Source organism: Streptomyces sp. NRRL F-2580, assembly GCF_000720115.1.
In the GTDB taxonomy this organism is placed as follows: Bacteria; Actinomycetota; Actinomycetes; order Streptomycetales; family Streptomycetaceae; genus Streptomyces.
Window position 1 is genome coordinate 371080 of sequence record NZ_JOIR01000011.1, and the last position, 13700, is coordinate 384779.

The window sequence follows — 13700 nt, forward strand, 5'->3', positions numbered from 1 at the left end:
GAACGCAAGGTGCCCCAGCTCTCCGACCCCCCGACACGTTCGGCGCCCGAGGAGACGCCCCGGCGCGCGCCCGCCCCCGGCACAACCGGCCCCCACAACCCGACCCCGCCCGCGCGGCGCAGCCAACCGGCGGCACAGCCAACCCGCGGCGCAGCCGACCGGCGGCGCAGCCAATCCGTACGGCGCAGCCGCCCGGACAGGCCGGGCAGGCGACTTAGCCCGGTTCTCTGCCGACGATGCCGCGGGCGACCCCCAGGGCCACCAGGTCCTGGGGGCGGATGCGGAGCTGGTCCGCGGTGGCCGGGGCGGCTGACGGGGGGCGCTTGAGGATGGCCGCCGCCAGTTCCGGGGCGATGACCGAGAAGTAGCTGTCCGGGGTGACCCAGGTGTTGCCCGGCGCGGCCAGCGCGAGGGCGCCGCCCGAGCCGCCCTCGCCGATCAGCAGGGTGGTGACCGGGACCGAGGCGCCCGCCAGCGCGGCGAAGGTGTCGGCGATGGCCGCGCCCGCGCCCGCGTGTTCGGCGGCGGCGTCGTTGGCCGCGCCCGGGGTGTCCACCAGGGTGAGCACGGGGATGCCGAGCCGGTCCGCGAGGCGGATGACACGGGCCGCCGTACGGTAGCCCGCCGGGCGGGTGGCGGTGCCGCACTGGGCGGCGTAGGCCACGGCCCGGCCCTCCCGCAGCCCGAGTCCGCACAGCATGCCGGGGTCGGTGCCGCCGGCCCGGTCCCCGGAGAGGGGCAGGCGGAGTTCGAAGTACGCGTCCAGGTACGCCGGCGCGTGCGGGCGGTCCGGGTGACGGGCCTGGCGGACGGCGTCCCAGCCGGTGGCCGGCGGCGCCGTGTCGGCCAGTGCGGCCGGCGGCTCCACGGGGCCTGTCGGGCGGGGCGCGGCCAGCACGCGCAGCCAGTCGGCGAGGGCGCCGGGCAGCTCGGCGGCGGGCACCACGGCGTCCACGTGGCCGGCGGCGTACTGCCCCTCGGCGCAGTAGGCCGCCGGATCCGCGTCCGCCGGGCGCACCCGGGAGCCGGCGAAGCCGACCTGCGCACTGGGCAGCGCGAGGACCACGTCGGCCCCGGCCCCGAGCGTGGCCCAGCCGCCGCCGGTGGTCGGATCGCGCAGGACGGCCAGCTGGGGGAGGCCTGCCGCCCGGGTCAGGACGCTCTGGCGGGCGACGCGCTGGAGCTGGGTCAACGCGAGCATGCCTTCCTGCATGCGGGAGCCGCCGGTGGCGATGAGCGAGACGAGGGGGAGGCGGTGCTCGCGGGCGTGGGCGTACGCGGCTTCGAGCCGGTCCCCGGTGCGTTGGCCGAGGGACCCGCCGAGGAAGCCGAACTCGAAGGAGATGACGGTGGCTTCGCGGCCGCCGACGCGGGCGGTGCCGACGACGACGGACTCGTGCTCGCCCGTACGGTCGGCGGCGCGGGCGCGGGACTCGTCGTAGCCGGTCCAGGTCAGGGGCCCGTCGGAGGGGGACTCCCGTCGGGGGACGGGGAGTTCGGCGAAGGTGCCGGGATCGGTCACGGAGGCGATGGCCGCGCGGGCCGAGAGCCGGGTCGTCGTCACGGGGTCACCCTAGGGGGTGTCTCCGTGGGGGGCCGGGGCGGTGTGGAGGGGAAGGGGGGCGTCCAGGGGGCGGGCCGGGGGGACGAGCGCCGCGGCGAAGAGGAGGGCGGCGAGCGGCAGCAGGTCGAGGCTCACGGCCGCGGTGACCGTGCCCAGCACCACCATGACGGGGCGCCAGGGGCTGACGCGGCGCCGGACGGCGAGCTGGACCAGGAGCCAGACGAGGCCGACGTAGAAGAGCATCGGGCCGACGGTGTAGACGGCGGGCTGCACCCCCGGGTGGCTCTGGACCTCCTCGAAGAGCCGTTCCATGCCCGGCCGGTCGGCGGCGCGGAAGCCGACGACGAGGTCGATGGCGGCCTGGACGACGACCGCCAGCGTGCCGGTGAGGCCGAGCAGGGTGGCGGCGGCCGCGCTCAGCCGGCCCGGCCGGGTGGTGGGCCCGGCCATCCGGCGCAGGGCCGGGAGGACCACGGCGAACAGCGACACGCCGGCGAGCAGTGCGATGTGGCCCGCGGTCCAGGCGGGGCCGGGGCCGCGGTCGGGGTCGCTGAGCCTGATGAGCCCGTAGGCCAGCATGCACAGGGGTGCGGCGATGAAGGCGGCTCGTGTGACGGTCGTACGGCGGTGTCCCTGCGCTGGATTGGTCATGCGCCGATCATGTTCGGCGGGGTGCCGGGCCGTATCCGGCATCACCCCGAGGGCACCCCGAGGCGTCCCTCGGTGTTCCCTGACCGCCTCACCCGAGGGACGGGAGGGGGAAGGCGATCTTCAGGGCGTAGGCGGCGACCAGGCCGTAGCCGAGGCGGAAGGTCCAGACGCGGGCGGTGGCGGAGATCCGGGTGCCGGCGAGCGCACCGAGCACGACGAGGGTCTGCTGCCAGAGGAGCGAGGCGGCGCCGACACCGAGGAGGAAGGCGGCTCCGGCCGGGCCGGTGTCGAGGGTGGCGCCCTGGGCGGTGGTGAGGGCGGCGAAGTAGAGGGCGGTGGTGGGGTTGAGGGCGGTGAGGCCGATGTAGCGGGCGAAGGCCGTTGCCGCGGGGCGCGTACCGGTGCGGGTTACCGGGCCGGGTGCGGCGCCGTCGCCTGGGCTCCGCCCCGGGCCCCGCGCCTCAAACGCCGGCGGGGTTGGATCGTGTGGCGGGGTGGGGGTGGGCAGCGGGCGGGCCGAGCGGGTGAGGCCGTGGGCCGCGATGGTCAGGAGGACGGCGGCGGAGGCCAGGCGGACCCAGGCTTCGACCGGGGAGACGTGGGAGGCCACCCAGGGGCCGACGGCCGTGGCCAGGGCCGCGTAGCCGAGGTCGACCACCGCGATGCCCGCGGCCGCGGCCATCGCCGTCCGGCGGTGCCGCATGGCCTCCTGGAGCAGCAGTACGCTCATCGCCCCCATCGGCATCGCCACGCCCAGGCCCGCGACCGCGCCCGCCAGGGCCGGTGTCATCAGTTCGCTCATACGGCGAGGGTCGGCCCCGGCACCCGAGGGATGAGCGCGAATACCGGCCCCGACTGCGAGAATCGCGGTATGGACCGACTGGACAGGGAAATCCTCGGCATCCTCCAGGAGGATGCGCGGATCTCGTACCGGGACCTCGGTGTCCGCGTCGGCCTCAGCGCCAACGCCACCGCGGACCGGGTGCGGAGGATGCGCCGGGAGGGGGTGATCCGCGGGTTCACCGTCGTGGTGGATCCGGCCGCCGACACCTCCGGCGGGCTCGTCGTCTTCATCGACGTCACCCTGCGCCAGGACACCACCAACGAGGAGTTCGAGCGGAAGGTCGCCAAGCTCCCCGGGATCACCGAGGCCGTGCACGTGACCGGCGAGCACGACTACCTCTTGCGTGCCCGGGCCGCCGACCCCGCCGCCCTCGACGGGCTGCTCCGCCGGCTGAAACGGGAGGCGGGCGTCGCCCAGTCCAACACCCGGCTCGCCCTCCGCGCCGCCAACCGCCCGGCCTGAGGCGGGCAGGAGCAGGTTCCTTCTACGCCTTGTGCCCGACGCGGTGCCGCTCGGCCCCGCCCGGCCTCCTACAGCGCCGATTCCCACGTCGCCGACGTGCCCCGCGCGCCCGACTCCGTGCGGCCGTCGTCCGCCACCGTCAGGCGGACGCGGGACGGGGTCGCGTCGACCTTGACCGCGATGGAGGTGACCCCGCTGCGCCGGTGCGCCGCGGCCAGGGCGGTGCGCAGGGCGGCCAGCAGCTCGCCCGCGACGGGGTCCGGCAGCAGGGCGTCCACCGCGCCCGTGAAGTGCACCGACGGCTGGAAGCCGAGCAGGACGGCCGCCCCGCCCGTCTCGCGCAGGACCCGTCCCCGGAAGGCCGTCGGGGCGTCGGTCGGCGGCTGCTGGAGGGCGAAGATGGCGGTGCGGACCTCCTGGATGGTGGAGTCCAGTTCGTCGACGGCGCGGCTGAGTTCGTCGCCGACCGTGTCTCCGGAGGGGGAGTTCGCGGCGCGCCGCCGGGTGCTCTCCAGCATCATCTCGGTGGCGAAGAGCCGCTGGACCACCAGGTCGTGCAGGTCCCGCGCGATCCGGTCGCGGTCCTCGTACACGGCGAGCTGCTCCCGGTCGTGCTGGGCGTCCGCGAGGACGAGGGCCAGCGCGGCCTGGGAGGCGAACTGCGAGGCGAGCAGCCGGTCCACCGCGTCGTACGGGGGGCCGCCCCGGGCGCGTGGCAGGGCCAGGGTGCCGATCAGCTGGCCCCCGCTCTGGAGGGGGAGCATCATGCTCGGGCCGAATCGTTCCCGTACGTGCGTGGTCATCCGCGGGTCCGTCGCGGAGTCCTCTATGAAGACCGGCTCGCCGCCGAGGAGTTGGGTGAGGACCGGGCTGCCGGGGGCGATCGCGGTGCCGACCAGGTCGCCGGGGTCCCCGTGGGTGGAGGCGGCGACGATCTCCATGCCGCCCTCGGGGGTCGGCTGGAGCACCACGCCGGCCGCGGCGTCCGCGAGCAGCCGGGCCCGTTCGGCCACGCACATCAGGGCGTCGGCCGCCGGGCGGCCGGCCAGCAGGGTCGTGGTCACGGCGGCGGCGCCGTCGATCCAGCGCTCCCGGCGGCGCGCGGTCTCGTACAGCCGGGCGTTGCCGATCGCTATGCCCGCCTGCGAGGCCAGTACGCGCACCAGGGCGAGATCCTCGTCGGTGAACGGGCCGCCGCCGCGCTTCTCGGTGAGGCAGAGGTTGCCGAAGACCTCCGTGTGCACCCGGATCGGGACGCCCAGGAAGCTGCGCATGTGGGGGTCCCCCCGGACGAAGTCTGGGGGAGGGTGGCCCGGCGGGAATCCGGCGGCCCGCGGGTCCTGGGTGAGGTCGTCCAGTACGAGCGGGCGCGGGTCGCTGATGAGCACGCCGAGCAGCCCGGAGCTCTCGTCCGGGAGGCGGGGGATCGCGGCCCGCTCCGCCTCGGTCAGCCCGGCCGTGAACAGCCCGGTCAGCCGGGCGCGCTCGGGGTCGACGACCCCGAGCGCGCCGTACCGCGCCGAGCACAGCTCGGCGGCCGAGTCCACGATGTGCTGGAGGGTGGCGTGCAGCTCCGGTTCGGAGCCGACGCTGAGGACGGCCTCCAGCAGCACCGGGAGGCTCGCCCCTTCCTCGTCGGGCTGCTCGTCGGGCTTCTTGTGGGATGCCGCGTGGGGTTCCGCGCGGGGTTCCTCGCCCGGCCTCCCGCCGGGACCTTCCTCGGGCTCCTGCCCGGAGCGCGTCATTCGGCCAGCGGGTTGAGGACCATCGGGGCGATCTTCCCTTCGAGCATCGCGCCGAGACCGAGTACGGCGCACACGTCCGGCCGTTCCGCGATGGCGACGGGCATTCCGGTGGCGTCCCGCAGCATCTGGTCCAGGCCCGGCAGCAGGGCGCTGCCGCCCACCATCATGATCCCGCGGTCCGTCAGGTCCGCGACCAGGTCCGGCGGGCAGTCCCGCAGCACCTTGCCGATGCCGTCGAGGACGGCGGTCAGCGGCGTGTGGATGGCGTCCCGTACGGCGGCCGTGTCCACGTGGACGGAGCGGGCCAGTCCGGTGGCCACGTCGCGGCCGTGGATCAGGGTGGAGGCCGGCCCCTCGGCGGTGATGCCGTTCCCGTGCAGGGCCAGTTGGAGCGGCCGGACGGCCTGGCTGGGCAGCATCAGCTCGTGCGCGTGCCGCAGGTGCTGGACGACCGCGTGGTCGATGGCCTCGCCGCCGACCGGGATCCGTTCGGCGGTCACGATCGAACCGAGGGAGAGGACGGCGACCTGGGTCGCCGCGGCCCCGCACACCATGATCATCGTGGCGGTCGGCTGCTCCACGGGCAGTCCGCAGCCGACGGCCGCGGCGATCAGGGTGTCCACCAGTTCGACGCGGCGGGCGCCGAGCCCGACGAGGGTCTCCACGGTGGCCCGCTGGGCCAGCGGGTCCGCGTCGTGCGGGGTGCAGGCGGCGGCCCGCAGCCGGGGCTTGCGGCGCAGGGCGCGCCGCAGCTTCTCGCCGAGGAGGTGACGCAGCATCCGCTGGGCCATCTCGATGTCGACGACGGTGCCGCCGGAGACGGGGCGTACGACCCGGATGTAGTCGGGCGTGCGGCCGGTCATCCGTTCGGCGAACGTTCCGACGGCGATGAGTGCGCCGGTGCGCGTGTTGACGGCGGCGACGCTGGGTTCGTCGACCACGAGGCCGGCGCCCTTGACGTACACCCGGGTCCTTGCCGCCCCCAGGTCGACGGCGACGTGGCAACGGCGCAACTGCTCAAGACTGACGGTCACGGCAGATCCTCCCGAGAGCGCTGACGCAAGAGGACCGGCGGAAATGCCGGTCGCTTTTCACATCATCTCGGACATATGGGTCTAACCGCCCGTTGGGCTGCTCCGGCCGGGGGTGCGCCGCGCCTGCATGGGGGTGGATTTCTGTACCGACAGGCAGCACCATGCCCGCACCGCACGCGCTACTCACGCGTAACAAGGTAAAGGGGACTCGATGCTGACGACCCGACAGAGACTGCCGGCACTCCTGACCCTCTGCCTGGCGCTGCTGGCGCCCTTTCCGGCCCATGCCGCCGACCGGGTCCCGGCCCCCGCCCCTGACCGGGCGTCATCGCGCAATCCGGTGATCTTCGTGCACGGCTACAACGCCGATCCGGGCGTCTGGGGAGCCCTGCGCGGGGACCTGCGCGCCGCCGGGTACGCCGACTCCGAGCTCTTCTCCTGGGGCTACGACACCCACCAGTCCGTCAACGAGGTCCTCGCCGGGCGGCTCGGCGCGTATGTCGACCAGGTCCGCCGGGACACCGGGGCCGCCCGCGTCGACATCGTCGCGCACTCCTTCGGCTCACTCGTGAGCCGCTGGTACGTGAAGTTCGGCGGGGGCACCGCCACCGTGGACCACTGGGTCTCGCTGGCCGGCCCCAACCGGGGCACCTCCACCGCGTGGGCCTGCGCCCTGTGGGACCAGGGCTGCCGGGACATGACCCCCGGGTCGTACGTGGTGAAGAACCTGAACGGCGGCGACGAGACCCCGGGCGCGGTGAAGTACGCGACCTTCTGGTCCAACTGCGACGAAGTGGTCAACCCGGACGACAGTGTCCCGCTCACCGGGGCCGCCAACACGCCCGTCGGCTGCCTCAAGCACAACGACCTGCTCGGCGACGACGGCACCTCGGCGGGCGTCCGCGCCTTCCTCGCCTCCTAGTCCCCGTCCAGGCTCAGGGGCTGTCCACCGCGACCCGCTGGAGCAGGCCGTACGTGAACTCCGCCACGCACGGCCTGCCCCGCGCGGCGAAGGCGAGGCGCCAGCGGGTCGGAGCGGTGCCCTCCATCGGCCGGACCGGGGCGAAGGCCCGTGCCACCTCGTCCACCGTGGCCGACCAGGGCAGCAGGTCGTCCGGCGATTCCAGTACGGGCCCCCGCGCGCCCGGGGCGCGCACCAGCCACTCGTTCCACACGGCCCCGTCCGGCGCGGCCAGCACCTCGAAGCGCAGGTCGGGCCAGAGCGGCAGCGGCCACAGCAGGGCCTCGCACTCCAGGTCGCCGATCGTGCGGTGCTCGGCGGACTCCGACGGGCCCAGCACCGAGCGGTACCGGGCCAGGGCGCCGCGGGAGCGGGGCGACCTGACCATCGCCTGCCAGTGCTTGTTGGCCTCCCGCTGGTCCGCGAGCGAGGCGCCGAGGCGGCGGCGGGCCTCGTCGGCGAGTTCCGGCTGGAAATCCGACATCCGCCGCAACAGCACCAATTGGAAGGCGGTGGGACCGAAGGAAGTCATGGAAGGAACGATTCCACACAGGATCCTTACGTTCTCGGAATACGGATGTTGCCGGTGACCGCGTAGCCTGCGGGCGCCATGAACTACTGCCACGCATGCCGGAGGCACCTCAACGGCGCACTGGCGTGCGCCGGATGCGGAACCCCCGCCGAGTACCTGGTACCCGCCGCGCCCGTAGCCGTGCCCGCCCCCGAGGCGCCGGCCCCGGAGCCGCCGCCGGTCCTGGCCGACGTGTTCGCGGACTCGCTGGTCGTACTGTCCGCCCCGAACGAGCGCAGGCCCGGCGCGCGCCGCCGGGCCACGCACCGCAGACGCCGCCGGACCGTGCTGACCATCGGGCTCGGCCTGGCGATCGCGCTCGGGGGCTCGCTGGCGGTGGCCCGCATGGCCACCGACGGGGAGCGCACCGACCGGGCCGCCACCGTGGTGCTGACCGACGACGGCCCGCAGCAGCCCGCGCCGCTCCCGGACGGGCCGACGGCCGGGGCGCCCACGGGGCCCGGGAAGGCCACCACGAAGGCCGCCCCCGCGAGCACGAAGAAGTCCGGGTCCGGGGCGCCCTCCGGGGACGTCACCCCGCCGGGGCCGAGCCCGTCCGCCCCCGCCCCCGCGACGTCGGGGCCGGCGTCCGGAACCCCCGGCCCCGGGGGATCCGTACAGCCCAGTACGTCGGGCAGGCCCTCCCAGAGCGTCACCGGCACCGCGCAGACGCCGCCGCCCCCGGTCCCGCCGAAGCCCACGCCCACGCCCACGCCGTCCAAGGACTGCGGCTTCCTCGGCATGCTCTGCTGGGGCGACTGACCAGGGGGCGCCCTGCCCCCTGCCTACCCGCCGAGCATCCGCTTGAGCAGGTCCCGCAGCACCGCCCGCTCCGCCGGGGACAGCCCGGCCAGCGGTTCGCGGGCGAAGTCCAGCGACTCGCGCAGCCGCTCCGCGGTCTGCAGCCCCTCCTCGGTGGGGGCGGCCAGCTTGACCCGGCGGTCGGCCGGGTCCGGACGCCGCTCGACCAGCCCGCGGGTCTCCAGCCGGTCGACGATCCCGGTCACGTTCGAGGGCTCGCACCGCAGCTTCTGCGCGATGCGGCGCATCGGCGTCGGCTCCAGGGAGAGCATGTTGAGCACCCGGGCCTGCGCACCGGTCAGCTGGTGGCTGGCGGCCGCGTGCTCGTACTCCATGTGATAGCGGGCCACGACGTCGCCGATGAGTTCGACGACCTCGACGGTCACTGGGTCTACGCGACGACTGGGCATGGATCCAGCTTACCCATTTACTTGACAACATGAAATATCCAGGCGCATGGTTGTTTCACCTAGTGAACCAATTCGTTCTTACCAGGAGCGCCCCATGTCTGAGATCCCCGCCGTGAGCCGCGAGTGGCACCTCGTCCGTCGCCCGCAGGGCTGGCCCGTAGCCGAGGACTTCGCCCTGCGCGAGGCCCCCGTGTCCGCCGAGCCCGCCGCCGGCCGGATCCTCGTGCGCAACCTCCACATGTCCGTGGACCCCTACATGCGCGGCCGGATGAACGACGTGAAGTCCTACGTCCCGCCGTTCCAGCTGGACGAGCCGATGCAGGGCGGCGCCGTGGGCGAGGTCGTCGCCTCCGCCGCCGAGGGCTTCGCCGTCGGTGACCACGTGCTGCACCACCTGGGCTGGCGCGAGTACGCCGAGCTCGACGCGAAGTTCGCCACCAAGGTGGACGCCGCGCTCGCCCCGCTCTCCGCCTACCTCGGCGTCCTCGGCATGCCGGGCCTGACCGCCTACGCCGGCCTCTTCGAGGTCGCCTCCTTCAAGGAGGGCGACGCCGTCTTCGTCTCCGGCGCGGCCGGTGCCGTCGGCAGCCTCGTGGGCCAGTTCGCCAAGATCAAGGGCGCCTCCCGGGTCATCGGCTCCGCCGGCTCGGACGACAAGGTGACGCTGCTCACGGAGAAGTACGGCTTCGACGCCGCCTTCAACTACAAGAACGGCCCCGTCGCCGAGCAGCTGCCGGCCGCGGCCCCCGAGGGCATCGACGTCTACTTCGACAACGTCGGCGGCGACCACCTGGAGGCCGCCATCTCCTCGATGAAGGTGAACGGCCGCGCCACCCTGTGCGGCGCGATCGCCGGCTACAACGACACCGAGGCCGCCCCCGGCCCGCGCAACCTCATGCAGGTCATCGGCAAGCGCCTGCGCCTGCAGGGCATCCTCGTCAACGACCACGCCGGACTGCAGCAGCAGTTCGTCCAGGACGTCGCCGGATGGCTGCGTTCCGGTGAGCTCCGGTACGACGAGACGGTCGTCGAGGGCGTCGAGAACGCGGCGTCCGCCTTCCTCGGCATGCTGCGCGGCGAGAACACCGGAAAGATGATCGTTTCCTTCACCGGTTAGGCTCACTGCACACCGTCGTGACCGTGGGCGCGAGTCGCGGCGATTACCAGGAGGATTTCCTTACATGTCCATCCAGCAGTCCGACGTCGCGTACACCGCCATAGCCACCGCCGAGAACGGCCGTGACGGTCGCGTCGCCACCAACGACGGCCAGCTCGACGTCGTCGTGAACCCGCCGAAGGAGCTCGGCGGCAGCGGCGCCGGCACCAACCCGGAGCAGCTGTTCGCCGCCGGCTACAGCGCCTGCTTCCAGGGCGCCCTGGGTGTCGTCGCCAAGAACGTGAACGCCGACATCTCCGGCTCCACGGTCACCGCCGAGGTCGGCATCGGCAAGAACGACGAGGGCTTCGGTCTGATCGTCAAGATCTCCGCCGTGATCCCGAACGTGGACGCCGCCACCGCCAAGGACCTCATCGAGAAGGCCCACGAGGTCTGCCCGTACTCCAAGGCGACCCGCGGCAACATCACCGTCGAGCTCGCCGTCTGATCCGGCACCGCTCAGCGAAGGCCGCCCCCCGGTCCGGGGGGCGGCCTTCGCCGTGTACGGCCGCCTAAACTGGCCCCATGCGTGATCTTGCGGGGGGTTTCCGGTATCTGCTGGCCGGTCAGCGATGGGTGTTCCGGCACGGCCGGTGGCTGGGCTTCGGGCTGCTGCCCGGGCTCGTCTCGCTGGTCCTCTACGCCGGCGCGCTGATCGGCCTCGGCTACGGGGCCGACGACCTGACCGCCTGGGCCACCCCCTTCGCCGACGACTGGTCCGCGCCGTGGACCGGGCTCCTGCGCGGCTTCCTGACCGCGCTGGTCTTCGGCCTCGGGCTCTTCCTCGCGGTGATCACCTTCACCGCCGTGACCCTGCTGATCGGCCAGCCCTTCTACGAGTCCCTCTCGGAGCAGGTCGACCGCAGCGAGGGCGGCGAGGTCCCGCGGTCCGGGCTCCCGCTCTGGCGGGAGCTGTGGATCTCGGCCCGCGACAGCGTGAAGGTGCTCGGACGGGTACTGCTGTACGGGATCCTGCTCTTCGTCCTCGGCTTCGTCCCGGTGATCGGGCAGACCGTGGTCCCCGCGCTCGGGTTCTGCGTCTCCGGGTACTTCCTGACCCAGGAGCTCACCGCCGTGGCCCTGCAGCGGCGCAAGGTGGACCTGGCCGACCGGCTGGCACTGCTGCGCTCGCGGCGCATGCTGGTGCTCGGCTTCGGGGTGCCGCTCGTGCTGGCGTTCGTGGTCCCGCTGGTCGCGGTGTTCCTGATGCCGGGCGCGGTGGCCGGGGCCACGCTGATGGCGCGCGACCTCATGTCCGTCGACGAGTCCCCGTCCACCGAGGCGGCGCCGGGTGGCCCGGCCGCACCGCGGGACCCCTCCGCCCCGGCCGGCTTCGGTCCGCCGCCGCCCGCCTACTCGTAACCGCGCCGCCCGCCCGGCTACCGCTTCAGCGGCAGGAGGGCCCCGCCCGTGTCCCCGGCGTGGGCGGCCGGGTCCGCGGCCGGCCGGCGCACAGGTGCTCGCCGCGCAGCTGCGCGAGCCGGAGCAAGGACGGCATCGTCCACCGCGAGGTCCACGAGGAGGTCCCGGCGCGCGTCGAGTACTCCCTGACCCCGCTGGGACAGGGACTGAACGACGCCCCGGAGTCCCTGGGGGAGAGGGGTGCAAAACATCTGCTTCCGGACTCCGCGTAGCCCACTCGTGATCGGCCGACGGCCTCCGGCACCCCCCGGTGGGCCCGTAGTATGCATGGCGGCAGCAAGTGCCGAGGCCGTCTCTCACTGCCTTTGAGTCCGCCCTGGCCGGGGCTCCGGGAGAACCCCGGAGCCGGGCAGCGGCTTGCCGAGCCACGACCGGCCGCCGGGCCGAGGACCGACCAGCAGTAGGGACACAGCAGTGACAGTCAGTACCGAGGGCACGGTCGCCGTGCTGCCCCCGGGCGGACCGGACGCGCCCGCCCGCCCGATACCCGCCGTCCGTCGCGGTCTCGGTTCGCGCGGCACGCTCCTGCTCCTCGAAGCCGTCGTCGCGTTCGGCGCGGCGCTCGTGCTCCCGCTGCTGGCCGTCCGCTTCAAGCTCGACCCGCTGGACCGGATCGCGCAGGTCAGCGGCCTCGCCGCGATCCAGCTGCGGTTCGCGCTGGTCGGTCTGCTCTTCATCGGCGCGGTGGCGCTGGCCATGCGGCTGCGGGGAGGCCGGCACTTCGACCTGGCCGCCCGGATCGCCGCCGCCGCCCTCGCCGGCCTGGCCAGCGGCTTCGTCGCCGCCGGCGCGGTCGTCGCCCTCCACGGGACGCCCTGGCCGATGTTCGGCCTCAACGGCGACAGCGGCCGCATCGTCGAGTGGGCCCACGCGGTGGCCAACGGCCGCCCCTCGGGCTCGCCGGTCTACCCGCCGGCCCCCCTCTACACCCTCGGCTACTACGCCGAGTGGTTCCGCGGCGGCAACACCGCCTACGCGTTCAAGGACCTGCAGATCCTCGGCGCCGCCGCCTTCGGACCGCTGGTCTACCTCTGCTGGCGCATGCTGCTCGGCCCGGTCCGTGCCCTCGCCTTCGGCGTGGCCCCGGCCTTCGCGCTGATCGACGCGTACAAGCCGTACAGCCAGACCGTGCTCGTCGTGCTCGTCCCGGTCCTGGTGGCGATGGTGGTGTCGCTCAGCCGCACCGGCACCCAGGGCTGGCGGCCGCTCCTGCTCAAGGGCGCCGGATTCGGCGCGCTGCTCGGCGTGCTGTTCCTCACCTACTCGGGCTGGTTCCTGTGGAGCGCGGCGGGGGTGCTGTTCGCCGCGCTGCTGTACTTCCCGTGGCGGACCGGCCGGCTCGGCCGGCTCAAGGGCGCGGCCTTCCTCGGCGCGTCCCTGGGGGCCTTCCTCGTGGTCGCCGGGCGCTACCTCGTGGTCATGCTGACCGAAGGGCAGACCACGAAGGACTACAACTTCCGGTTCGACAACTTCACCGACCCGGCGTACTACCTCATGTGGCGCACGGACATGCCCGGCAAGGTCGGCGAGTGGCCGCCGCCCGGGGAGTACGGCGGGGTCGGCCTGTTCGCCCTCGTCACCTTCGTCTGCCTCGGCGCCGCGATCTGGCTGGGCCTCCGCAGGCCGATGGTGGTCACCGTCGCCGCGATGTTCATCAGCGCGTGGGTGATGCGCATGTACATCGCCTCGCACATGTACGAGACGCAGACCGTCCAGCTCTACACCCGCACCAACAACCAGCTCCTCTACTGCGGGCTGCTGCTGTGCGCGCTGGTCGTCCACCTGGTCTCGCAGCGGATGGGCGCGCGCCGGGCCGAGTCCGCGAGCGGCACGGCGGGCAGCGGATTCCCCGGCCGCGAAGGCGCGGTGATCGGAACCCTGTGCGCCCTGCTGCTGCTCCTCGGCACCGTCTCCTCCTCGATGGCCGACCGCTACATGCCGGCCAAGGAGAACACCTACCGGATCCTGCCGTGGGTCTCGCACACCATCACGCAGCAGGACGGCAGCTGCCCGGAGTACGCGCCCGGCGGTACCTGTTCCAAAGACGGCGACCAGAGCTGGCTGAGCTTCATCCGATGA

15 protein-coding genes are annotated in these 13700 nt (G+C 73.8%); 8 read left to right on the plus strand and 7 right to left on the minus strand.

The features are described 5' to 3' along the window. Positions 1 to 214: 214 nt before the first annotated feature. The 3 genes from IF88_RS0115130 to IF88_RS0115140 all read right to left on the minus strand — a co-directional run bounded on the left by IF88_RS0115130 (position 215) and on the right by IF88_RS0115140 (position 3017). On the minus strand, positions 215 to 1564 hold the full coding sequence (locus tag IF88_RS0115130) for a carboxyl transferase domain-containing protein (RefSeq protein ID WP_030711265.1): 1350 nt from the start codon (positions 1562 to 1564) through the stop codon (positions 215 to 217). Between the two features lie 9 nt (positions 1565 to 1573). After that, positions 1574 to 2215, minus strand: coding sequence for a hypothetical protein (locus IF88_RS0115135; RefSeq protein WP_051836895.1), 642 nt, complete (start codon positions 2213 to 2215; stop codon positions 1574 to 1576). Between the two features lie 88 nt (positions 2216 to 2303). Continuing rightward, positions 2304 to 3017 carry a LysE family transporter gene (locus IF88_RS0115140; protein ID WP_051836896.1) on the minus strand — a complete coding sequence of 238 codons (714 nt, stop codon included), beginning with the start codon at positions 3015 to 3017 and terminating at the stop codon, positions 2304 to 2306. Positions 3018 to 3086: 69 nt separating this feature from the next. On the opposite strand from IF88_RS0115140, the gene IF88_RS0115145 reads away from it, so the two are divergent. Beyond that, positions 3087 to 3521, plus strand: a complete 435-nt coding sequence (locus tag IF88_RS0115145; RefSeq protein WP_030711270.1) for an Lrp/AsnC family transcriptional regulator — start codon at positions 3087 to 3089, stop codon at positions 3519 to 3521. Between the two features lie 68 nt (positions 3522 to 3589). Here IF88_RS0115145 and IF88_RS0115150 read toward each other — a convergent pair whose 3' ends face one another. Both IF88_RS0115150 and IF88_RS0115155 read right to left on the minus strand, forming a co-directional pair. After that, positions 3590 to 5266 (minus strand): GAF domain-containing protein, encoded by a 1677-nt coding sequence (locus tag IF88_RS0115150; RefSeq protein WP_030711272.1) that lies wholly within the window; start codon positions 5264 to 5266, stop codon positions 3590 to 3592. Then, positions 5263 to 6300, minus strand: coding sequence for a rod shape-determining protein (locus tag IF88_RS0115155; RefSeq protein ID WP_030711274.1), 1038 nt, complete (start codon positions 6298 to 6300; stop codon positions 5263 to 5265). The genes IF88_RS0115150 and IF88_RS0115155 overlap by 4 nt, the downstream gene beginning before the upstream one ends. A gap of 211 nt (positions 6301 to 6511) precedes the next feature. On the opposite strand from IF88_RS0115155, the gene IF88_RS0115160 reads away from it, so the two are divergent. Then, a complete protein-coding gene (locus IF88_RS0115160; RefSeq protein ID WP_030711276.1) occupies positions 6512 to 7222 on the plus strand; it encodes an esterase/lipase family protein in 711 nt (236 codons plus the stop codon). Positions 7223 to 7235: 13 nt separating this feature from the next. Here the strand turns inward: IF88_RS0115160 and IF88_RS0115165 are convergent, their stop codons facing one another. Then, on the minus strand, positions 7236 to 7793 hold the full coding sequence (locus IF88_RS0115165) for a hypothetical protein (RefSeq protein ID WP_030711278.1): 558 nt from the start codon (positions 7791 to 7793) through the stop codon (positions 7236 to 7238). Between the two features lie 78 nt (positions 7794 to 7871). On the opposite strand from IF88_RS0115165, the gene IF88_RS42055 reads away from it, so the two are divergent. Further along, the gene (locus IF88_RS42055; RefSeq protein WP_051836897.1) at positions 7872 to 8594 is read left to right on the plus strand and encodes an SCO2400 family protein; all 723 of its coding nucleotides are present in this window, start codon (positions 7872 to 7874) and stop codon (positions 8592 to 8594) included. Between the two features lie 23 nt (positions 8595 to 8617). On the opposite strand, the gene IF88_RS0115175 is transcribed toward IF88_RS42055, so the two are convergent. Then, a complete protein-coding gene (locus IF88_RS0115175) occupies positions 8618 to 9043 on the minus strand; it encodes a MarR family winged helix-turn-helix transcriptional regulator (RefSeq protein ID WP_030711285.1) in 426 nt (141 codons plus the stop codon). Positions 9044 to 9137: 94 nt separating this feature from the next. Here IF88_RS0115175 and IF88_RS0115180 point away from each other — a divergent pair, with 94 nt between their 5' ends. The 5 genes from IF88_RS0115180 to IF88_RS0115200 all read left to right on the plus strand — a co-directional run bounded on the left by IF88_RS0115180 (position 9138) and on the right by IF88_RS0115200 (position 13700). Then, positions 9138 to 10160 carry an NADP-dependent oxidoreductase gene (locus IF88_RS0115180; RefSeq protein ID WP_030711287.1) on the plus strand — a complete coding sequence of 341 codons (1023 nt, stop codon included), beginning with the start codon at positions 9138 to 9140 and terminating at the stop codon, positions 10158 to 10160. A 64-nt stretch (positions 10161 to 10224) separates the two neighbouring features. After that, positions 10225 to 10647 (plus strand): organic hydroperoxide resistance protein, encoded by a 423-nt coding sequence (locus IF88_RS0115185; protein WP_030711289.1) that lies wholly within the window; start codon positions 10225 to 10227, stop codon positions 10645 to 10647. A gap of 77 nt (positions 10648 to 10724) precedes the next feature. Next, the gene (locus IF88_RS0115190; RefSeq protein WP_030711291.1) at positions 10725 to 11561 is read left to right on the plus strand and encodes an EI24 domain-containing protein; all 837 of its coding nucleotides are present in this window, start codon (positions 10725 to 10727) and stop codon (positions 11559 to 11561) included. A 59-nt stretch (positions 11562 to 11620) separates the two neighbouring features. Continuing rightward, positions 11621 to 11833, plus strand: coding sequence for a winged helix-turn-helix transcriptional regulator (locus IF88_RS45405; protein ID WP_078892899.1), 213 nt, complete (start codon positions 11621 to 11623; stop codon positions 11831 to 11833). A 202-nt stretch (positions 11834 to 12035) separates the two neighbouring features. After that, a complete protein-coding gene (locus tag IF88_RS0115200) occupies positions 12036 to 13700 on the plus strand; it encodes a hypothetical protein (RefSeq protein ID WP_030711292.1) in 1665 nt (554 codons plus the stop codon).

Excerpts from the sequence above, each read along its gene's own strand:
- IF88_RS0115165 (WP_030711278.1), bottom strand. The coding sequence starts at position 7,793 with ATGACTTCCTTCGGTCCCACCGCCTTCCAATTGGTGCTGTTGCGGCGG.
- IF88_RS0115140 (WP_051836896.1), bottom strand. The coding sequence starts at position 3,017 with ATGAGCGAACTGATGACACCGGCCCTGGCGGGCGCGGTCGCGGGCCTG.
- IF88_RS0115175 (WP_030711285.1), bottom strand. The coding sequence starts at position 9,043 with ATGCCCAGTCGTCGCGTAGACCCAGTGACCGTCGAGGTCGTCGAACTC.
- IF88_RS0115185 (WP_030711289.1), top strand. The coding sequence starts at position 10,225 with ATGTCCATCCAGCAGTCCGACGTCGCGTACACCGCCATAGCCACCGCC.
- IF88_RS0115180 (WP_030711287.1), top strand. The coding sequence starts at position 9,138 with ATGTCTGAGATCCCCGCCGTGAGCCGCGAGTGGCACCTCGTCCGTCGC.
- IF88_RS0115150 (WP_030711272.1), bottom strand. The coding sequence starts at position 5,266 with ATGACGCGCTCCGGGCAGGAGCCCGAGGAAGGTCCCGGCGGGAGGCCG.
- IF88_RS0115145 (WP_030711270.1), top strand. The coding sequence starts at position 3,087 with ATGGACCGACTGGACAGGGAAATCCTCGGCATCCTCCAGGAGGATGCG.
- IF88_RS0115160 (WP_030711276.1), top strand. The coding sequence starts at position 6,512 with ATGCTGACGACCCGACAGAGACTGCCGGCACTCCTGACCCTCTGCCTG.
- IF88_RS0115135 (WP_051836895.1), bottom strand. The coding sequence starts at position 2,215 with ATGACCAATCCAGCGCAGGGACACCGCCGTACGACCGTCACACGAGCC.
- IF88_RS0115190 (WP_030711291.1), top strand. The coding sequence starts at position 10,725 with ATGCGTGATCTTGCGGGGGGTTTCCGGTATCTGCTGGCCGGTCAGCGA.
- IF88_RS42055 (WP_051836897.1), top strand. The coding sequence starts at position 7,872 with ATGAACTACTGCCACGCATGCCGGAGGCACCTCAACGGCGCACTGGCG.